This is a genomic window from Marivita hallyeonensis, assembly GCF_900129875.1.
Lineage (GTDB): Bacteria > Pseudomonadota > Alphaproteobacteria > Rhodobacterales > Rhodobacteraceae > Marivita > Marivita hallyeonensis.
This window is the reverse complement of sequence record NZ_FQXC01000002.1, coordinates 670,107-689,171: the sequence shown is the minus strand read 5'-3', so window position 1 is coordinate 689,171 and position 19,065 is coordinate 670,107. Positions and strand designations below refer to the sequence as shown.

At 61.2% G+C, this 19,065-nt stretch carries 17 protein-coding genes; 4 read left to right on the top strand and 13 right to left on the bottom strand.

What is annotated here, in order from left to right; genetic code table 11:
• Positions 1-26: 26 nt before the first annotated feature.
• Genes BUA42_RS09055 through BUA42_RS09030 form a run of 6 tightly spaced genes read right to left on the bottom strand, consistent with a single transcriptional unit; the run spans position 27 to position 6,280 of the window.
• Positions 27-980 (bottom strand): ABC transporter ATP-binding protein, encoded by a 954-nt coding sequence (locus BUA42_RS09055; protein WP_072777353.1) that lies wholly within the window; start codon positions 978-980, stop codon positions 27-29.
• On the bottom strand, positions 964-1,926 hold the full coding sequence (locus BUA42_RS09050) for an ABC transporter ATP-binding protein (RefSeq protein ID WP_072777508.1): 963 nt from the start codon (positions 1,924-1,926) through the stop codon (positions 964-966). Before BUA42_RS09050 ends, BUA42_RS09055 begins: the two co-directional genes overlap by 17 nt.
• Positions 1,927-1,928: 2 nt before the next feature.
• Complete coding sequence (locus tag BUA42_RS09045; RefSeq protein ID WP_245818980.1) at positions 1,929-2,795, bottom strand: ABC transporter permease; 867 nt, start codon at positions 2,793-2,795, stop codon at positions 1,929-1,931.
• A gap of 11 nt (positions 2,796-2,806) precedes the next feature.
• A complete protein-coding gene (locus tag BUA42_RS09040) occupies positions 2,807-3,736 on the bottom strand; it encodes an ABC transporter permease (RefSeq protein WP_072777352.1) in 930 nt (309 codons plus the stop codon).
• Positions 3,737-3,767: 31 nt separating this feature from the next.
• Positions 3,768-5,348 (bottom strand): ABC transporter substrate-binding protein, encoded by a 1,581-nt coding sequence (locus tag BUA42_RS09035; protein ID WP_072777351.1) that lies wholly within the window; start codon positions 5,346-5,348, stop codon positions 3,768-3,770.
• Positions 5,349-5,383: 35 nt separating this feature from the next.
• Positions 5,384-6,280: a MurR/RpiR family transcriptional regulator gene (locus BUA42_RS09030; RefSeq protein WP_072777507.1), complete on the bottom strand. Its 897-nt coding sequence runs from the start codon at positions 6,278-6,280 to the stop codon at positions 5,384-5,386.
• Positions 6,281-6,426: 146 nt separating this feature from the next.
• Between BUA42_RS09030 and BUA42_RS09025 the strand changes: the two genes are divergently transcribed.
• The gene (locus tag BUA42_RS09025) at positions 6,427-7,548 is read left to right on the top strand and encodes an NAD(P)/FAD-dependent oxidoreductase (protein ID WP_072777350.1); all 1,122 of its coding nucleotides are present in this window, start codon (positions 6,427-6,429) and stop codon (positions 7,546-7,548) included.
• Between the two features lie 413 nt (positions 7,549-7,961).
• Here the strand turns inward: BUA42_RS09025 and BUA42_RS09020 are convergent, their stop codons facing one another.
• From BUA42_RS09020 to BUA42_RS08990, 7 genes are all read right to left on the bottom strand, one after another.
• On the bottom strand, positions 7,962-9,158 hold the full coding sequence (locus BUA42_RS09020; protein ID WP_072777349.1) for an oxidoreductase: 1,197 nt from the start codon (positions 9,156-9,158) through the stop codon (positions 7,962-7,964).
• Positions 9,159-9,437: 279 nt separating this feature from the next.
• Complete coding sequence (locus BUA42_RS09015; RefSeq protein ID WP_143152653.1) at positions 9,438-9,875, bottom strand: transposase; 438 nt, start codon at positions 9,873-9,875, stop codon at positions 9,438-9,440.
• Between the two features lie 199 nt (positions 9,876-10,074).
• The gene (locus BUA42_RS09010) at positions 10,075-10,824 is read right to left on the bottom strand and encodes an FkbM family methyltransferase (protein WP_084066172.1); all 750 of its coding nucleotides are present in this window, start codon (positions 10,822-10,824) and stop codon (positions 10,075-10,077) included.
• The gene (locus BUA42_RS09005; RefSeq protein WP_072777346.1) at positions 10,814-11,914 is read right to left on the bottom strand and encodes a glycosyltransferase family 4 protein; all 1,101 of its coding nucleotides are present in this window, start codon (positions 11,912-11,914) and stop codon (positions 10,814-10,816) included. Before BUA42_RS09005 ends, BUA42_RS09010 begins: the two co-directional genes overlap by 11 nt.
• A complete protein-coding gene (locus BUA42_RS09000; RefSeq protein WP_245818979.1) occupies positions 11,911-12,837 on the bottom strand; it encodes a lysylphosphatidylglycerol synthase transmembrane domain-containing protein in 927 nt (308 codons plus the stop codon). The genes BUA42_RS09005 and BUA42_RS09000 overlap by 4 nt, the downstream gene beginning before the upstream one ends.
• A complete protein-coding gene (locus tag BUA42_RS08995; protein ID WP_072777345.1) occupies positions 12,834-14,471 on the bottom strand; it encodes a sulfatase-like hydrolase/transferase in 1,638 nt (545 codons plus the stop codon). Before BUA42_RS08995 ends, BUA42_RS09000 begins: the two co-directional genes overlap by 4 nt.
• A gap of 2 nt (positions 14,472-14,473) precedes the next feature.
• Complete coding sequence (locus tag BUA42_RS08990) at positions 14,474-15,232, bottom strand: CDP-alcohol phosphatidyltransferase family protein (RefSeq protein ID WP_072777344.1); 759 nt, start codon at positions 15,230-15,232, stop codon at positions 14,474-14,476.
• Positions 15,233-15,319: 87 nt separating this feature from the next.
• On the opposite strand from BUA42_RS08990, the gene BUA42_RS08985 reads away from it, so the two are divergent.
• From BUA42_RS08985 to BUA42_RS08975, 3 genes are all read left to right on the top strand, one after another.
• Positions 15,320-15,877, top strand: coding sequence for a cytochrome b (locus BUA42_RS08985; RefSeq protein WP_072777343.1), 558 nt, complete (start codon positions 15,320-15,322; stop codon positions 15,875-15,877).
• Between the two features lie 92 nt (positions 15,878-15,969).
• Positions 15,970-17,553 (top strand): glucans biosynthesis glucosyltransferase MdoH, encoded by a 1,584-nt coding sequence (gene mdoH / locus BUA42_RS08980; RefSeq protein WP_072777342.1) that lies wholly within the window; start codon positions 15,970-15,972, stop codon positions 17,551-17,553.
• Entirely contained in the window at positions 17,550-19,055 is a 1,506-nt protein-coding gene (locus tag BUA42_RS08975; RefSeq protein WP_072777341.1) for an OpgD/OpgG family glucan biosynthesis protein, read from the top strand. The genes mdoH and BUA42_RS08975 overlap by 4 nt, the downstream gene beginning before the upstream one ends.
• Positions 19,056-19,065: the final 10 nt, after the last annotated feature.

Here is a 19,065-nt window from a genome sequence, read left to right as displayed (position 1 = left end):
TATGCCAAGTCTGGTACCCTTTCCGATCAGAGCGGATGGTGACAGGCCACCGCATGGCCTGTTTTGGACGAGAGTTCGGGTGTCTCCGTGCGGCATAGCGCGCTGGCTTGCGGACAACGGTCGGCGAAAGCGCACCCCGGAGGCAGATCAAAGGGGCTCGGAACCTCACCTTCGAGAGGCGCGATCAGGCGGCGCTTCTTCGGGTCCGGCTCAAAGGTGCTCTCCATCAGGGTCTTCGTGTACGGATGGCGGGCAGGCGCCTTGGTGTCCGGCAAGGCCTCGACCACCCGACCGAGATACATCACGAGGATCTCGTCGCAGAAGTACTTCACGAGGCTCAGGTCGTGCGAGATGAAGAGATAGGTCAAACCCAGATCAGCACGCAGATCTTCCAACAGTCCGATGATTTGCGCCTGAACCGACACGTCAAGCGACGCGGTCGGTTCATCCAGGACCAACAATGAAGGTCGCAGCGCAAGTGCTCGCGCGATGCCGACGCGTTGCTTCTGACCACCCGAAATCTGATGCGGGTAGCTGGTTGAGAGGCCGGGGTTCAGGCCAACCATCTCCAACAGCTCTGCCACCTCGTCAGCCATCGGCCTCGCAGGTTTCACACCTTGCACCTCGAAAGGCTCGGCTACAGCGCGGCTCAGCGTGTAGCGTGGGTCGATGGCGGAGTAGGGATCCTGAAACACCATTTGCATCCGGGCGCGTAACTTGCGCATCTCAGCCGATGTCTTTGCCAGCAAGTCGTCGCCGTCAAAGTTAACCCGGCCACCAGAGGGTTCGATCAGGCGCAGGATCAACCGGGCCAGCGTGGACTTGCCGCAGCCCGACTCTCCGACCACGCCTATCACGCGGCCGGACGCGAGGTCGAAGGACACGCCGTTGACCGCATGCATGGACCGCGCCTTGCGGAACGGGCCGCCGGCAGATGTGAAACGTTTGGACAGGTCGCGGACTTCAAGCAGGTTCGGCATGAGCAACCTCCGCGAAATGGCATGCCGCAGCGCTTTCGCCCACAACAGAGAAATCCGGCGCGTCTGTCGCGCAGATCGCCTCGGCCTTCGGGCATCGGGGGTGAAACGGGCAGCCCTTCGGATAGTTGAGAACCGTCGGCACCGTCCCCGCTATGCCGGTCAGGCGCGTGGCATCATCCAAACCGCGCGGAATGCAGGCGATCAGGGCCTGTGTGTAAGGATGGCGCGGGCGGTCGAAGATTTCCTCGACAGGTCCCTGTTCAACCGCGCGCCCGGCATACATCACCACGATCTTGTCGCATGTCTGCGCCACAACGCTCATGTCATGCGTGATCAGCACCAGCGCGAGGTTACGCTCCTTCACCAGATCGTCGAGCAGACGGATGATCTGCGCCTGCACCGTCACGTCGAGCGCAGTCGTCGGTTCATCCGCGATAAGAAGGTCCGGATCTGCGGCGAGTGCCATGGCGATGACAATCCGTTGCTTCATTCCGCCCGACATCTGGTGTGGATATCGGTCACAGATCAGCGCGGGTTCGGGAATGCGGAGGGTGCCCAGAATGTCGATGGTCCGGGCGCGGGCATCGGCGTTGGACAAGCCAAGATGCAGTTTGGCGACATCGTCGACTTGCGGTCCGATCTTCTTGAGCGGATCGAGCGACGTCATCGGGTTTTGAGTGATGAGCCCGATCTTGCCGCCACGGAGCTTGCGATAGGCGCGTTCGGGCAGCGCCGTGATATCCGCGCCGTCGAATTCGATGGAGCCGTCCGTGATGCGCCCGCCAATTAGGGGCAAAAGACCCATGACACTCATCGCGGTCAGCGACTTGCCCGATCCGCTTTCGCCAACAATGCCAAGAGTTTCGCCCTGGCTCACAGAGAAACTGACACCTGACAGTGGCTGCACGACGCCGAAGGCGACACCCAGATCGCGGACGTTCAGCATGGTCATGCCCCTCTTAGCCGGTCGCGGATATCCAGCGCACGGATCAGTTCGTCACCAAAGAGGTTCACCGCGATGACCGTGATGGCGACGGCCACGCCGGGGAAGATGATGACCCAGGGGCTCAGGAAAAGCTGTGCTGTGCCCGACGACATCATGGCACCCCAGCTTGGGGTGGGGGGCTGCGCGCCCAGGCCGAAAAAGCCGAGCGTCGCCTCAAGGACGATCCCGTCACCGATGGCAAGCATACCCACCACGATCACAGGAGCGATGGCATTGGGCATCAGGTGCCGGAGCAGAATATGCGACGGCTTGGCGCCTAGATTGATTGTGGCTTCGATGAATGTCTCGCGCTTCAGACGGACGATCTGGGCGCGGGTCAGGCGGGTGAACTGCGCCAGATAGGCAATTGCGATTGCGAAAGTTGTCGAGGTCAGACCGGGGCCGATGATGGCGACGAAAATGAGCGCGATCAGGATATCCGGGAAAGACCATGTCAGGTCCACCACGGTCATTACCGCGCGCTCGAAGAACCCGCCGAAATACCCTGCGGCCGCGCCAAGCGTCATGCCCGCTGTCATGGAAATTGCAATGGCCGTGGCGCTCACCGACAGTGAGGTGCGGGCCCCGTGGATCACGCGGCTGAGGACATCGCGTCCGAACTCGTCGGTACCCAGAAGATGCGGCCAGCCTGGGGCAGCGTTCGCGTTCATCAGGTTTTGGGCGGCGTAATCGAAGGGGGCGATCCACGGTGCGAAAATCGCGACCAGAACCAGCAGGATCAGAAACCCTCCGGCCACCAGTCCGACGCCCGAGGCAAAGGCGCGTCCGATGCTCATCCGGGCAAAGGCATCAAGCGAACGGATGGCCATGGCAGAAACTCTCATGATTTTTTCTCACGAATACGGGGGTCCATGGCAGCTTGCGCCACGTCGCCGATCAGGGTGCCCAGCATCACCGCAAGAGCGAGCATCAGAAGGCAGGCTTGCACCACCGGATAGTCGCGCTGCCCGAGCGCCCGGATCAGGAGCGAGCCAAGACCGGGGCGTCCGAAGACAAACTCGACCGTGACCGCACCGCCGAGGATCCAGCCGATCCGCAGGGCGAGGATGGTGACGACCGGGAGCAGGGCATGTGGCATCAGGTGGCGGAACAGGATCGTGCCGGACGACAGGCCCTTGGCATGCAGTAGGGTCACGAAGTCTTCACGCTGGGCATCCAGCAGCGCCACTCGTGTGACGCGCGCCACCAGAGCCACACCGCCGAAGCCGATGGTGAGCACCGGCAGGACCAGTGCATCCCAGCCACCGGCGCCCGACACGGGGAACCAGCCCAGATTGACCGAAAAGAACAGGATCAGCAGGAGGGCCAGCCAGAACCCCGGCACTGTCGACCCCAGCAGGATAAACCCACGCATGAAGCGGTCCAGAACCGGATTGCGGACAATGGCCGAGAGTGTCCCGAGTGTCATGCCGACGACCGAGGAAAAGAGAAAGGCCAGCCCGCCGAGTGTCAGACTGTAAGGCAGGTTCTGGGCCACCAGATCGGCGACCGGTCGGCGCAGCACGATGGCTTGGCCGAACTCGCCCTGAAACATGTTTCCGATCCAGACGAAATACTGAACCACCAGGTTCCGATCCAACCCGTACCGCGCGACCAGTTCGGCCCGGTCTTCGGCCGAGGATCCCACCCTGAGGAGGTTGTCGATGGGATCGCCCGGCAGAAGGTAGACGATCATGAAGATCACCACCGAGATCGAAAACGACACCGGAATGAGCATCAGAAGCCGAAAAAAGGTATATCTGAGGATCATCCCGTTGCCTTTCGATTGCGGCGTTCAGCCGTTATTCGACGACCTGAATGTCCATGAAGGTCTGCCCCCGGAAACGCGATCCGCGCACCGGATCAGGCACGCTGATCGCTTCGGCATTGAACGCGATGTTCTGGGTCGGCTGGTAAATGGGCACGAAGAGGTGCTGGCGCAGGATGTATTCGTGATAGGCCGTGAAGTTGGCGATCCGTTCTGCCGCAGTGGCGCTTTCGGTCATCGCCACATCGTTCAGACGTTGGCCTTCCTCATCTTCCCACATTGATACGTTGGGATAGCCAAGGCGATTGCCGCTAAAGAACCAGTCGAGAATGTCGGAATTGTTCCAATCATACGCGCGCACGGCCAGCTGGTGGGCATTGCGCCGGTACTCGTCGCGGATGGTCGAACTGTCGAAGACGGTTATTGTCGCCTCCATCCCGATCTCCGCAAGTTGCGCCTGCACCACCTGTGTGAGCCGGGTGAACTCTGTGCTGTTGGCAGTGAACAGGTTCACCGAAAGACGCTCTCCATTGCGCATACGCACGCCGTCATCGCCCATAACCCATCCGGCCTCGTCAAGAAGCGCGCCCGCGCGGTCAGGATCGTATTTGACGTTCAAGCTCGGATCGACGTCCGCTTCGGGAAGGGAAGAAATCAGGAAATTCCGCGCCGGGGCGCCGACCCCGCCATAAACCGCGGCCACGATACTGTCCTGATCGATGGCCATCGTCGTGGCTTGCCGAACAAGAATGTCGTCGAAGGGTGGCGCAGTCACGTTGATCGGCATGTAGCTGATCCCGGTTCCGGGCATCTGGATGACCTGGATATTCGCTTCGGCCTCGAGGATCGCGAGGAAATCCGTGGGTACGCCGAGAAGCAGATCGATGCCCCCGGTCCGCAGCTCAAGAAACGCGGTGGATTGGTCCGGGATCTCGCGGAAGGTGAAAGTTTCGATATAGCCGGGGCCCCTGTTTTCCGACAGGTCAGAGCCCCAGGTGTAATCCTCATTGCGCACGAGGACGGTTTCGAGCCCGATCTCGAAGGTCTGCATCTCGTAGGGACCCGTGCCAACCGCAGCTGTCACCCCGAAATCCTCTCCCAATTCGGCATAGGCCGTGGGCGATGGGACACCCATGAAGGCGCTCGCAAGGTTGTAGAGCAGGTTCGGCTCCGGCCGATCCATGTTGAAGCGCACGGTCAGATCGTCGATCACGTCGACCGACCCGATGGCCTCGACCAGATACTCATTCTCGGTCCCCGCATAGCTCGCGATCCACGATTGGACAGCGGCTGCGTTGAACGGTGTGTCGTCATGAAAAGTCACGCCTTCGAGCAGGGTGAAGGTCCATGCCATGCCGTCCGGTGTTTCTTCCCATTCGGTTGCAAGGTGCGGATGGAAGGACTGGTCGGCATCCTGTTCCACCAGCCGGTCGTAGATCAACGACGTCGCCGTATTCAGATTGCTGGCCGCAACCGGGTTGTAGGCCGTCGCGCCAAGTTCGCTGGCGGAAAACGCGATCGTCACATCCTGTGCAACCGCGTTGGTAGAAAACAAAAATCCGGCTGCTACGATAGCCGATCCTGTCAGAAGCTGGGTCTTGGTCGAATATCGCATAGCAGTTTTCCCTGATATCTATGTTTTTGTTGGACTTATGTGGTGCGACGGCCCTCCGTACGCGTGTGCGGCGCATCGCCGACATGGCCCGTGTAACGCCCGTAAAGCTTGGCGAAGGTGTTCATCCGGTCTTCGACGCTTGGCCCCAATTCCAGGAACACGCCATTGACCAGAAGGTTGGCAAGGCTCGCCATCTGCGCGGTCGACTCCCAGAACAGGTTGACCGATGTCGGAACGACGAACATCTCGTCCGACACGGCATGACCCCAGTCGCAATACGGGTCGGTGATCAGCGTAACGGGGAGGCCCGCCGCCTTGGCATCCTCGGCCAGCATCTGGGCGTGGCGCGAATAGCGGCGTGCCTCGAAGATCACGAGAGCGGCATCGGTGTCCTTCAGGGCCAACACTTCGGCGAAGTTGCCGGCGGCGAGGTCTAACAAGTGCACGCCTTCGCGGAGATATTGCAGCTGGTTGACGAAAATCTGCGCCATGCCGCGTTCGGTTTGGAAACCGGCGGCAAAGACGTTCCGGACTGTGGACAGACGCTTGACGGCGCGCTGCCATTCCGGGCTGTGCGCGATCTCGTAGACGGCGATAAGGGCGGCCATTTCAAGTTCCAGACCGCGGGCGAGCTGGTCTTCACCGGCCTTGGTGCGTTCCTGCAGATCGCGTAACCGATCTCCGATCAGCCAGGGCTGATCGCCCATATCATTCTTCAGATGGCGCTTGAGGTCCTTGAACCCATCATAGCCGATCGAGCGGCAGAAGCGCCCCACGGTCGGTTCGCTGACGCCGACCTTCGAGGCGAGGCTGGCTGCGGTCTCGAAGGGCAGCGCCGCCATGTCGGTCAGCATGTAATTCGCCACTGCGCGGTCCGCCTTCGTGGCGGTGTTCAGCGCCTCGGTCAGGCGATCGCGCAATGGCTTTGTCATGAAAGGTTCCAATCGGTTGGCGCAATGAGGCAAGAAAACTTGCAAAAAGTCAAATTATTTAATTTTTCTTGCAAACAGATCAAAACAAGCGCCATTTGTTTCGCTACGGCCCATCAGGTGATCGGCCCAAACAAGGGTCGAGCAGAATGATCCATGATTTCCTCGTGATCGGTGGCGGCATCTCGGGCGCATCCGTTGCCTATGAACTCGCCGAGAGCAGCAAAGTGCTCGTGCTCGAAGCAGAAACCTCGCTCGGCTACCACAGCACGGGCCGGTCGGCTGCGCTCTTTACGCGCAACTATGGAGGACCGGTCGTCCGCCAGATCAATATCGCCAGCGCATCCTTTTTCGGGTCGCCACCAGACGGGTTTTGCGACACGCCGCTTTTGACCAGACGCGGCGCGTTGACAGTGGCCGATGCCGAAAGTTTCGCCGTCACAGAGGACCTGCTTGCGATGTCTGAGCCGGGTGAGGAGGTGGTCGAAATCACCGCCGAAGAGGCCGTGGCACGTGCACCATACCTGAGACCAGACCGGATCGCGCGCGCAGTCCTTGAGGAGAATGTGTCAGATATCGACGTCGCGGGTCTTCACCAGAGGTATATCAAGGCGATCAAACAGCGCGGCGGAACGATCATGACCGGCGCTGCAGTGAAAGACTTGCGGTGGCAGGACGGCGCGTGGGAGGTTTCCACAAAGGGCCAAACGTATCGCGCGAAGACACTTGTTAACGCGGCGGGCGCCTGGGCGGATGACGTCGCGGTCATGGCCGGAATAGACAAGATCGGCCTCGTTCCCATGCGACGCACCGCAATCATCATCGATGCGCCGGAAGGGCTCGACCTTTCCGCCACTCCGGCTGTCGATTTCGCCGCGTCGGGCGCCTACATCAAACCAGAGGCGGGCAAACTCATGGCGTCCCCCGGAGACGCGACACCCACGACGCCACAAGACGTGCGCCCCGAAGAACTCGACATCGCGCATCTGGCTCATTTGATTGAAACCGAAACACTGATCCCCGTCCGCCGGGTTTCGCATTCCTGGGCGGGGTTGAGGAGTTTCGTGGCGGACGAGGCGCCGGTCGTCGGCTTCGCGCCATCCACGCCAAATTTCTTTTGGCTCGCAGCACAGGGCGGCTACGGCATCATGATGGCCCCCGCACTCGCCAGGTTCGCCGCAGACCTGCTGATGCAGCGCCCGCCGGGAGACGTCGGGTTCGATACCGAAGCGATATCACCAACACGGCAGTCGCTCTCGGGTCGCAGCTGAAGTGCTTTCGCAGGCTTCGGATGGGCCTGAAGATGTGGCTTATGGGTTGGAGATCTGCACGGATGAAAAGGGTTAATTTTCAGCAAAAAGCGGTGCGAAGTCTCGAAATTCTCTGACTGCAATTCCTGAAGGTTTTTGACGCCCGTTAATCTCGGCGTGGACAATTCACCATCAGATACAACCAACAAGGGCGGCACGGCACTTCACAGGCCTGCTATGACAGGTCGATGGTCTTATTGTTTTTGTGAGCCCATCCAAGCCATTTTCGAAAATGGCATCGCTGGTATTAGATTCGCTAGGTGAGCGGTAAGTGGCGATACATAGAAGTCTGCGTGGTTGCACGCGCGTTGAAGCTCTGCTCGTGTTTTTGGGGTCACTTCAACGTCTGCGTGCTTTGTCCGGACGTCAATGGATCAAGTGCCGAAGGCTCTATTCCAAGTCTCACGCCGTTTTTGATCCCTTGCCTCATACGCTTCGATTGCATCCGGTAGATCTTCAGGTGACAGATCGCCTCCCTGCTGGGCTATCCGAGTGATCTGCATTGTGTACCAAGCAGTCACCCCACCTTCGGGTGGATTGTCGAAAAGTGGAAACTCGGGATTGTCAGAATTTCCTGTCTGCCACTTTTTTGGCAGCTCCGGATCAAGGATGAGCGCCCGTGCGAGACCGACAAGATCAGCTTGTCCGTCTTCAATGGCTGTCATGGCTTGCTGTGCGGTCTTGAAGCCGCCGGTAACCATGAGTGGAATATCGGTCTTGGTTTTTGCCCGTTTGGCGAACTCCGCAAAGTAGGGGCCGGACCCGGCTCGATCCGAAGAAGACGGCGCTCCTGGAAAGTAGGTGCCACCGCTAATGTCAATGAGATCGGTGCTTGTATCATCCAATGCGGCCACAATCGCCAACGCTTCGTCTTGCCGCAAACCTCCCTTCAGTTGATCCGTTGAATTCAGTTTAATTCCGATTGGGAAGTTTGGCCCGACTGCTTGGCGAACGCAGTCCACGACCTCTAGTAGAAGGCGCATTCTGTTCTTAACGCCACCGCCATAGGCATCCATTCTTTTATTGAATAAAGGAGAGAGAAACTGGCTGAGCAGGAACCCGTGCGCAGCGTGGATTTCGACGCCTCCAAATCCAAATTGCTTCGCCAGCACAGCGGTACGCGCGAATTCCTCTGGTAACCGTCGGATTTCTTCTAGCGAAAATGCGCCGCACACCAATCCGTCAAGGTGCAGTTCACTCGGTCCTTTCGGCCTGCTGATCAAAGAATCCGACATCGCGCCAGCATGACCCAATTGCAGCCATAAATGTGCATTGTTTGTCGATCCCGCGCGAGCCAGAGATTTGAAAGCTTGGGGTGCCGAGTGGTCATTTAGAACCAGATTTCCCGGTTTCTCGGGGAAATGTGGTGTAGCCTGAACTTCGCCAACAACCGACAAGGCGAGACCACCCTGCGCCCAACGTCTATAAAGACGAATTTGATCATCTGTTACAGAACCGTGCCCATCGCCCAACGAGTCCGACATTGCAGATTTGGCAATCCGGTTCTTGAAGATCACACCGCAGGGCAGACGCAAGGGTTGAAACAGCCCGCTTTTGCTTGATGCGTTCATTTTGGCAAAGCTTTCGCATTCCGACGTGGAATATTTGCATAAGGCAATCACATTTATGGTTCCCGCATCAGATGTCAAACTTGGCTGGTTGCGCACCTGCAAGAACCGGCACTAATCGACAAGCACTGGACCACGATAGACGTAATACGCACCCTAGTCCTGCGAACGATCCGCTTCACGAATTGCTCTGTATTAGCCCACAGAATGAGAAATTCGTTTCACTCGCAGTTTTCTTCGGGGCCGACAGGTAGAAAGCGCTTCTTCAGAGTTTCAATCATGTCACGCATAAAAAATGCCCGACGAAAGCCCAATCTGGCGTTGGATAGGGTGGCAGATTCGGTGTTGCAAACGTACCTTTTCACCGTGGGTCCATTTCGAGAAATTGGCGTGCCTCTCGGAGAACAATGAACGCCCTAGAACGCAGCCACTTTGGTCGTCGCGCCGTGCTGCGATCAAGTGGCGGGCGTGGCGCAGGCCCGAGAATAGGGCTTCGTTGAGGCACTCGTCCTGCAGGCCATTGAAGCCTTCTTTGAAGCGCTTTTGAATTGGTTTGTTATGAACGAAGCAGTGCCATTCTACATTCCGGTTCCGCCGCAGTGTCAGGATGGCGTCTGTGCTCAATTCTGTCCCAGTGTCGCTGTCCACCGTGCAGTGACAGCCCCGCAGCTTAGCGATCCGGTCCAGTTTCCGGGCCGCGCGATGGATCGAGATCGACATTTTGGATACCATGGCATTCCATAAGAACGGGCCCCCGACCCGTTACTTGCGGATCGCTCAGCCAGAAAGTTTCTAATATATCGACCACTCGCCTTTTGGCCGGTGAGCCACGCCACCCTGGGAGACCGAATGGGTCTCGAGCCCAGCTAACGATCCGTGTCCCAATGGTCTTTTCGTCCACCGGTAACATGCCGAACTCCTAAACGAGCTGCGCAAAAACATCGCCGGAATTGGCCGACATGGGCAAATTCATTAGCTCTTTTCCTATCGCGTCCGCACCGATCCAGTCCGGGTGGATCAGTTTGTGATCCTCGCCCAGGCTGTAGTTGAACCAATACGGTCCAAGCGAGGACACGTATCGCAGACACTCCAGGGCCGTCTCACGCTGGATCGTCGTGAACTCGAAAGATAGGGCCGGGACGCAGCGGGTGAGGCCCCGCAACGCCGCAAGCTCGTGCCCCTCCACGTCAATCTTGATGAAGTCCGGAGCGCCGTGCCCAGCGATCAGATGATCCAGCGTCGTCACCGGCACCTCGATCCGTTCATCCCAAACCTGGCCCCGCCATTCGCTTGCACCCGCTGCCGCAGCGATGAATTCCGGCGACGCGGTCGACACCGTCGGATTGGCCGTGTTGACATGCAGCTCCAGGGAACCCGGACGTTCGCCAGCAGCAGCACAGACCAACGTCGTCCGGTCGGATCGGCCATGGATCAGGCGCAACGCACGAAACACGCGCGGCTGTGGTTCGAGAGCGACAACCCGAGCACCAAGTCGAAGAAAACTGCCGGTTCGGTCACCCACATGAGCGCCGATATCGAAGGCAAGACTGCCTTCGCGCACGAACTGGGCATTCAGCGCATCCATCCGTGCGTTGCGCGCGTCATCTCGGTAGTAGACGTCAAGCGACCGACCGATGGCGGTTTGCGGGCGGCGCGTCCTATGGATCATTGCGGCAGCTTCCCGTGGCATTGGCAGGCTCATTTGGCGGAACCACCTGATGGCGGCGAAGCACGGCCGCGACCTGCGCGGCGGTGTCGGTCCAGCTTGGCAAGGAAAGGCCGGCGGCCCTTGCGGCGGCGGCACTGGCTCTGCGCAGGTCGGGCTCGGTTAGCATGCGGCGTAGGGCCCGGGCGAAATCCTCGGGCGTATCCGGCGCGGTCAGCAGGCCCGCATCTTGCGGCACCGTGTCGGGGACTGCGCCGGTGGCGCAGGAGACGATAGGAAGGCCATGCGCCAGCGCCTCGTCGAAGACGATCCCGTAACCTTCGTAACGGGTCGCAAGGGCAAAGACGGAGGCCTTTGCATAAAGCCCTTCAAGCGCGCTGCGCTCGATCTGACCGGCAAGCGTCACACGGGCCTCCAACCCCAGTCGGCGGTTGAGCGTGCGAAGTTCTTCGGCGTAGCCCGGGTCGAGCGGAGCACCGGCGATCACCGCACTCCACTCTAGGTCGTCGATATGCGATAGCGCCTTCAAAAGCACATCGTGCCCCTTGCGGGGCAATTGGATGCCGACCGCAAGGATCAAGGGCGGTGTCGCCGGGGCGGCCGTCAATGTGGGCCGGTCGGTCCCGGGGCGCGCGATGCTGATCGCGGCTTGCGGGACATCGTACTTCGCCGTCAACAGGCCTGCTGTGTGCGGGCTGGGAACGAGCACATGGCGGGCATGGCCAAGATTATCGCGTTCGGTTTCGAAAAGGCGCTGGCGGTCGACCTCCGAAATTCCGGTTTCCTCGGCCAGCGGATGGTGGACGAGCGGAAAGAGCGGTGCGCGCAGCTTTGCCACTTCGCCGGTGTCGAGGGCCCCGAACGCCAGACCGTCCACGACCAGCGGGATGTCGGCGGGCACGCTGGACAACAGGTCCAGCGTACGGCGCATATCCGCGGCAGGTGGGTTGGGAAAGCTGCCCGGCAGTTCGATATGCCGGACCTTTATGCCGAGCGCGGGCAGGGCGTCTATCACCCTGCGGTCATAGATGGTACCGCCCGTCAGGTTGGTGATCTTGCCTGGAACGGCGAACGCGATCTCACCTGAAGTCATCGTGCCATCACCATAAGGGTTCCGGGCAATACCGCGAGGAGCAGCGCGACACCGAAGACGATGCTTGCGGCCACGCCATCGGCGGCGGAAAAACCGGCGAGCGGGAACACCAGCGCCGCCGCGCCCTCACGAATACCCCAGCCGCTGATTGTGAACGGGATCAGCATCGCGAACAATATCACGGGAACCAAGGCGGCAACCTCTACGGGCGACATGTGTATGCCCACGGACCGGCCCGCGAATGCGAAAGCGGCCAGATTGCAGAACGTGATCGCCGCCCCCAGAAGCACTTGGGCCGGCAGGACGCGGCCGGAGAACAGGGCCACGCCAAGCGGCCTGAGCCAGCGGACAACTCCGGCCGCCCAAGAAACGCGCATCGCGTTCAGGAAAAACGCAAGAACCGGCAAGGCGGCGCCGCCGAGGATTGCGGCCCCCAAGGCGGCGCTCCACCCCGGCGGCCAATCGAGTCCGCCGTCCGCCAGATATGTCGCAAGAAACGCGACAGTCAGCGTCAGGAACATCGCGATCTGCCCCGCGAGGCGCTCGAAAACAACGGCTTGCGTGGCGACCAGCAAGCCGGTTTGCGCCCGCGCTCGGACCGCCCGCGCGGCATCCCCCATGACAGCGCCGGGAAGGGCCTGATTGAGAGCCTGCGACAGAAAGTACTCCTTCACGGCAAATTTCGCTGGCAGGTCCTGGCCCAGTTGCGCCGCTGTCACCCGCCATCTTTGCGCGGAGAGCGCCGTCTGCACGAGCAGGGCTGCCGCCGCCGCCGCAAGCCACACGGGCGAAACCCCGGCGATGGCCTTGGCAACCGCCGGCCCGTCTACGGCGACCCAGAGCAAGACCAGAATGGCGCAGGTCATCCCGAGGCGCAGACCCAACCACAGGCGCGGTCGGCTGGACATCACGGCGCTCGTCATTGGCCGGACCTTGCGAGCGGGGTCGAGGTGAGCGAACGCACAAGGTGCGCCCGCAATTCCGACATCGGGCGCGGCGCGTCCAGAGCGCGCGGAATGAGCCCGGGTGCAAAGTTCTCGTCAGCCAGAAGATCCACAAGGTGCCGCGGCCCGATCACATGCATCGGCACATGGGGCCGTTCATCCAGCGCGACGAAACCCGCTGCCTGATGATCCCCGATGACAAGGATCAGCGGAGCGTTGTCGGCATGCCGTTCGGCGTGGGAAAAGACCGTCTGCAGAGCATAGTCGACCGCCGCTTTGTACTGCGCCCGCACCCGGTCGTGGTCGCGCCAAACGACGCTTGGCGGGTCGCTGGCCGCGACGACCGGGTCGAAGATCGTCCCGTCTCCCAAAGCGTCCCAGTCCAGGAGTGTCGGGACTGGCACCCAGGGCGCATGGGACGAACCCGTTGCGAGCTGAACGAACATGGGCCGGTCCGAGGGGCGCAAGATGCGGTCCATCGCAGCAAAGGTGAACTGGTCGGGCATGGTGATCCAGTTGAACGCTTCGCCCTTGTAGCCAAGGTCCTCGGCGGCGAGGATCGTTTCGAAACCCATCGTCTGCGACTCGGGCCAGGCCATCGTGATCTGCGGCATGACGGCGGCCGTGTGGAACCCGGCCCCGGCGGCCAGATGAAAGATCGTCTGGCGGCCAGAGCCGAGAACCGCGCGATAGCTCGTCTGGTTGTTGACCCACAGACCGTTGGCAAAACTCGCATGGCTGAGCCAGCTTTGCCCCCCTCGGGTAGGGGCGGTCAGAAAGGTCGAGGCCATGGCAAGGCCTTTGAAGCTCAGCCGGCTTTCGGCACTACGCAAGGTTTCCAGATGAAGGTCCGCGTAAAACGGCGTGTCGAAACTGGTGCGCCCGTAGCTTTCGACGAACACAACGAGGACATCGCGATCCACAAGATCGAAAAGGCCCGTCAGGCCGGCGAACGTATCCTCGCGTGCGGCGGCGCGGAACCGGCGCAGATCGGCCAGCGTGTCGCGGACCATTTCGTAGCGCTCGACAACGACGCGGGCGGTAAAGGCTGCCCCGGGCGGCTCGATCGGCAACGACCACCTGCGCAGGGTGGATCCGATCTCGGCCACGGCAACCGTGCCGGCGAAAACCGCGGCCAGACCGGCCATCGCGGCAATCGGGGTCGGTCGCGCCAGCCGCGCCCAGGTCGCGCAGGCCCACCAAAGCAAAAGGGCCACAGCCAGAACTGCCGCAACTGCCGCAATCACCGCCAGAACTGCTGCTGGCACGCCAAACGCCCCGACGACCAACTGATAGAGCGAAACTATCAAAGGCAGGTCACCCACGGGATTGAACCCGCGGTTAAGCGACATGAACATCCCGAAATCCGCGGCCTTCAATGCCGCGCTTGCGGTCAGGAGTCCGACAAGGGCGATACGAAGGGCAAATCCCGCGCGGCTTTGGCCGAACGCGAGAAGCGCCAGGAGGATTGCGGGCAATTCGAGCGGAAAGAGCATCAGCGCGCGCCACGAGACCGCGTCAGGATGGTTGGGCTGGATCAGAACAAGATGCAGCACAAGCGCTGCAAGCAAGGCCCAGAAGGCCGTGCGGACCCGTTCTTTCAAGACTGCCATGCTCACGTCCGGTTCCGATTAAGCCAGACGATATCGCGTCCGAACGACCACATGAGCGCGCCGATGACCGTGAGGACCATCGCATTCGTCACCGATCCCGGCACGCCCGGCACCAGCAATACTATCAGGACAGCGATCTGCGCCACGCACACCGCCTTGCGGCTGAACCGCTCGGGTAGGGGCGCGTTCAGCCACGGAAAGACGGCCAGCGCGATCCGGAAGGCGTAATAGGGAAGGCCCAGCAGAATGACGTAGGGGCTAGCCACCCCGACACGCGCCGTATAGATCGCCAGAAGCAGCGCGAATGCGGCATCGACCTCGACATCGAACCGGGCGCCGAAAGACGATGCAAGATTTTGCCGTCGGGCCAGCCATCCATCGGCGCCGTCAAGGCACAAGGACAGAACTGCAAGGAGCAGCAGCATCAGATCGGGTGATTTCGCCTCGAGTAGCGCCACGCCCAGAACGCTCACAATCGCGAGCCGGGCAAGCGTGATCAGGTTGCAAAGGCCCAACCGGTCATGGGGATAGGTACGGTGCAGCGTGACCGCGCCGATGCCGACCGCGCCCAAAAATGCGGCAGACACCAGAACAACACTGCTCCAAGCCGCGCCGAGGCCAAGCAGTATATCGCTCGCAAGGAAAATCACGGCCACGCCGACCAGACCGGCAAGGCAGAAAGCTGCCACCGGCCGGCGCAGGCCAAACCGGACAGGACCGTTCGCCTCGATCCGCGCATCCGGGGTCGCGATATCCTTCATCGTCCATTCCCTTTTTTTTTGACGGTTGCGAATTCTGCGCCTTGGACGGAGGCTATATTCGCGTAACTGACAAAATTGGAGTCACCCATGACGGACCAAGCCACGAAATACAATGTTCCTGCCCGTGTCATTCATTGGACGATGGCTCTGATCATCCTGGGCATGATCCCAGTTGGATTTCTGATGCTCAACGAACAAATCAGCCGCGAGGTGCGAAACACAATGTTCATTGCGCACAAGAACCTCGGTGTTCTTATGCTGGTGTTGATCTTTGTCCGGCTGATCTACCGCTGGCGGAACCCGCCCCGTCTTCGCCCGGTCGCGCTTCCGGCCATTCAGGAGTTCGCGGCCCATGCGACCCATGTGGCGCTTTACGTGATGCTGCTGATCATGCCGCTTTCGGGCTATATCCGCGTTCGCGCTGGCGGTTTTCCGATCGAAGCCCTGGATGCGCTCGGCGTGCCTGCGCTTGTCCCTCGGTCCGACGCCTTGGCGGAGGTCGCCAAGACCGTACATTTCTACGCCGCCTATGGGATCCTTATTCTGATCGCGATGCATGTCGGGGCGGCCGCCTTTCACGGGATAATCCGCAAGGATGGCATCTTTTCGCGCATGTGGCCCATTTTTTCGCGGGAATCGAACTAAATTCAGCATATGGCGCCACTTATACCTGTCGGTTGCAGATTTGCGCGCCATGTCGAGGACACGAGCCAGGGAAAATGTGAAGGTGTTAGTCAGTGTCCGTGTCTGAGCAAATCAGGAAGACAGTCTGGGTTCGCCCGGCGCTCGGCGCGCGCGTACCGAGGCCCGCCTTGCTTGTGTTCGTGTCGTTGCTGGCTGTCCTGTCCACGGCGATCGTGGTTGCTTTCGCGCAGGCGGTGGACGAGTGGACCTGGATCGCCTGGGCCGTGCTGCCCCTTATGGCGGTGAATGCCGTGTGGATTTCGGGCGGCGCAGCAACGGCGATCATCGGGGCTTTCGGGCCGCACAAGACACCACCCGAAGCACCGCATCGCTGGCGTGCCCGGAGCAAGACAGCCATTCTGGTGACGCTCTGCGGCGAGGAACCGAAGCCTGTCGCGCGGCATCTGGCCTCTCTGGCGTCTGGCCTCGCACGTCAGGATCTTGCCGATGCGACGGAGATCTTCGTGCTCTCCGACACCGGCGAGGGGGCCGCAACCGCGCGGGAAGACGCCGCGTTTTCGGAGCTGATCGCGGCAGGTTTGCTGAGCTATCGCCGTCGCCCCAACAGAACCAACAGGAAGCCAGGCAACATTGCCGACTGGTTCGTCGCACATGGCGCCTCCTTCGATCACATGATCGTGCTCGACGCCGACAGCCGTATGTCCCCCCACAGCATTCGCCATTTGATCTGGACGATGGAAGTCTCACCTCGGGTGGGGCTTTGTCAGGCAGGCATTTCCCTGGTTCCGGGCCGGACACGCTTTGGACGATATCAAAGGGTGACCTCGCGCCTGCTGTCGCGCACCTTCGGACAGGGCTTCGCGGCCTGGTCCGGCCCCACGGGCAACTACTGGGGCCACAATGCGATCATTCGCACCGAGGCATTCCGCGCCGCAGTGGACTTGCCCCGCCTCTCGGGCCCGCCTCCGTTTGGCGGCGCGATCCTGAGCCACGATTTCATTGAAGCCGCCTGGATCCGCCGCGCTGGCTGGGATGTTGTTCTCTGCCCCAACCTCATGGGAAGCGCCGAAGATGCGCCGCAGACGCTACAGGACTTCTTCAAACGCGACCGGCGCTGGTGCCAGGGCAACTTGCAGCATGTGCGGCTGCTGGCCGAGCCGGGATTACACGGGCTGAGCCGCTTTCACCTGATTTGCGGCATCTTCAGCTACCTTGCCGCGCCGATCTGGCTTGTCCTGCTCGCGCTGCTCAGCTCGGAATTGATCTCGGTCTGGGGATTCCTCCCGGTCCTGTCGATCGCGGCCGTACTGCTGGTGCCCAAGCTCTGTGCGCTGGTCCATGCGCTTCCCCGGGCGCGTACGACGCGCCGCAGGAGCGTCATTCTGCGGGCTTGGCTGGCCGAACTCGCCCTGTCCACCCTGCTGGCCCCGGTGATCATGCTCCGCCAGACGAGCTTTGTCGGCGCGATCCTGACGGGCAGGGACAGCGGCTGGAAGTCTCCGGAAAGACCGGGAATTCAGCTGCCGCAAGGCTGGCCAGAAGCCGCATTGGGCATCGTTGTCCTCGCTCTTACCATCGCCAGCGGAACGACCGGGGCATTCTGGCTCGCACTTGTGATTGTCCCTTTGCTCGCTGCCCCGATCATGATGCGCAAACTCAACGAGGTGCCCTCATGAACAGACGACATTTCGTATCTACCGCGGCAATGCTGCTGGCCTCGACGGCCCTGCCAGGCGGCGTGCGCGCCGGCGCACACCCCTCGTTGTTCGATCTCGCGCAGGCGGCACGAGGCCGCCCCTATGCCCCCAATACGACGCCGCTTGCGCCGCCCTTCGCCGATCTGGACTATGACGCCTTTCGCGGCATTCGCCCGCTGCCGGGCAAGGCCGCGATGATCCCGCATGGTGAACGCTTCGCATTCGACCTGCTGCCGCCGGGGCTCTATTTTCCCGATCCAGTCACCGTTGATCGTGTCACCCCCGACGGCACGCATCAGATCGCATTCAGCCCCTCTCTCTTTTCCTTCGAACCTCGCTATTTCGGCGCGATCCCCGAAACGAGCCCAGGCGCGGGATTCACCGGGCTGCGAATGCGATACCCGGTGAATGCGCCGGACCGCATGGACGAGGTCCTTGTCCTTCAGGGCGCGAGCTATTTCCGCGCCATTGGTCAGGCGATGGTCTATGGCCTCTCAGCGCGCAGCGTGGCGATCGGCACCGGCGGCTCCACGCCCGAGGAGTTTCCGCGCTTCACCCATATCCGGCTACACCCGGCCGAAGGCGACACTGTTCGGCTTGAGGGTATGATCGACAGTCGCTCGCTCACCGCCCATATCGACATGACCATGCGTCCTGGTGTCGAGACCGAGATGGACATCGTCGCGACGGTTTTCCCAAGGGTCGACATTGCCGATATCGGGATCGCACCCCTGACCTCGATGTACCTCAAGGGGCCTATGCTGGCGGCCGTGGCCGACGATTTTCGACCTCGTGTCCACGACAGCGACGTCCTTGCCATCCGCAACGGCGCTGGAGAGGTTCTATGGCGGCCCATCGCCAACCCGCGCGCCGTCGAGACATCCGCCTTTTCCGACGCTTCGCCCCAACGCTTCGGGCTCTACCAGACATCGCGCGGCTACGATGCCTTCCAGGATACCGAAGCGCGCTACCATGATCGGCCCTCGGCCTTTGTGGAGCCTTCGGGCGACTGGGGTCGCGGCGCTGTCATGTTGGTCGAGATACCGACAAGCGACGAGTTCATGGACAACATCGTCGCCTTCTGGCGCCCCGAGGCACCTCTGCGTGCTGGGCAGGACTACAGCTTCGCTTATCGGCTGGTCTGGACGCGCAGGGACCCCGATGTGAACGGACTTGCCCGGATCCACCAAAGCCGCAGCGGCCGGGAACATGACCGCCCCGGCCATCGCCGCTTTGTCATTGATGTGTCCGCTGTCACCGATGATCCCCAGCCGGTGATCTCGGCATCAGACGGCGCCGAGATCATTGCCACGAGCGCTTTTGCCCTGCCGGATGGCGGGGGGACGCGCATCACTTTTCTGCTGGCGCCCGGAGAAATCGACACGGCGGAAATCCGGCTCGGCCTGCGTGGCGCCGACGGCACGCCGCTCAGCCCCGTCTGGTTACATCGCTGGACCCGCGCCCGCGATGGTGGTGTGTAAGCTCATGAAA

What these genes read in the sequence shown, in the direction of transcription:
- BUA42_RS09055 (WP_072777353.1), bottom strand. Translation starts at nt 980, where the DNA reads ATGCCGAACCTGCTTGAAGTCCGCGACCTGTCCAAACGTTTCACATCT.
- BUA42_RS09050 (WP_072777508.1), bottom strand. Translation starts at nt 1,926, where the DNA reads ATGCTGAACGTCCGCGATCTGGGTGTCGCCTTCGGCGTCGTGCAGCCA.
- BUA42_RS09045 (WP_245818980.1), bottom strand. Translation starts at nt 2,795, where the DNA reads ATGGCCATCCGTTCGCTTGATGCCTTTGCCCGGATGAGCATCGGACGC.
- BUA42_RS09040 (WP_072777352.1), bottom strand. Translation starts at nt 3,736, where the DNA reads ATGATCCTCAGATATACCTTTTTTCGGCTTCTGATGCTCATTCCGGTG.
- BUA42_RS09035 (WP_072777351.1), bottom strand. Translation starts at nt 5,348, where the DNA reads ATGCGATATTCGACCAAGACCCAGCTTCTGACAGGATCGGCTATCGTA.
- BUA42_RS09030 (WP_072777507.1), bottom strand. Translation starts at nt 6,280, where the DNA reads ATGACAAAGCCATTGCGCGATCGCCTGACCGAGGCGCTGAACACCGCC.
- BUA42_RS09025 (WP_072777350.1), top strand. Translation starts at nt 6,427, where the DNA reads ATGATCCATGATTTCCTCGTGATCGGTGGCGGCATCTCGGGCGCATCC.
- BUA42_RS09020 (WP_072777349.1), bottom strand. Translation starts at nt 9,158, where the DNA reads ATGAACGCATCAAGCAAAAGCGGGCTGTTTCAACCCTTGCGTCTGCCC.
- BUA42_RS09015 (WP_143152653.1), bottom strand. Translation starts at nt 9,875, where the DNA reads ATGTCGATCTCGATCCATCGCGCGGCCCGGAAACTGGACCGGATCGCT.
- BUA42_RS09010 (WP_084066172.1), bottom strand. Translation starts at nt 10,824, where the DNA reads ATGATCCATAGGACGCGCCGCCCGCAAACCGCCATCGGTCGGTCGCTT.
- BUA42_RS09005 (WP_072777346.1), bottom strand. Translation starts at nt 11,914, where the DNA reads ATGACTTCAGGTGAGATCGCGTTCGCCGTTCCAGGCAAGATCACCAAC.
- BUA42_RS09000 (WP_245818979.1), bottom strand. Translation starts at nt 12,837, where the DNA reads ATGACGAGCGCCGTGATGTCCAGCCGACCGCGCCTGTGGTTGGGTCTG.
- BUA42_RS08995 (WP_072777345.1), bottom strand. Translation starts at nt 14,471, where the DNA reads ATGGCAGTCTTGAAAGAACGGGTCCGCACGGCCTTCTGGGCCTTGCTT.
- BUA42_RS08990 (WP_072777344.1), bottom strand. Translation starts at nt 15,232, where the DNA reads ATGAAGGATATCGCGACCCCGGATGCGCGGATCGAGGCGAACGGTCCT.
- BUA42_RS08985 (WP_072777343.1), top strand. Translation starts at nt 15,320, where the DNA reads ATGACGGACCAAGCCACGAAATACAATGTTCCTGCCCGTGTCATTCAT.
- BUA42_RS08975 (WP_072777341.1), top strand. Translation starts at nt 17,550, where the DNA reads ATGAACAGACGACATTTCGTATCTACCGCGGCAATGCTGCTGGCCTCG.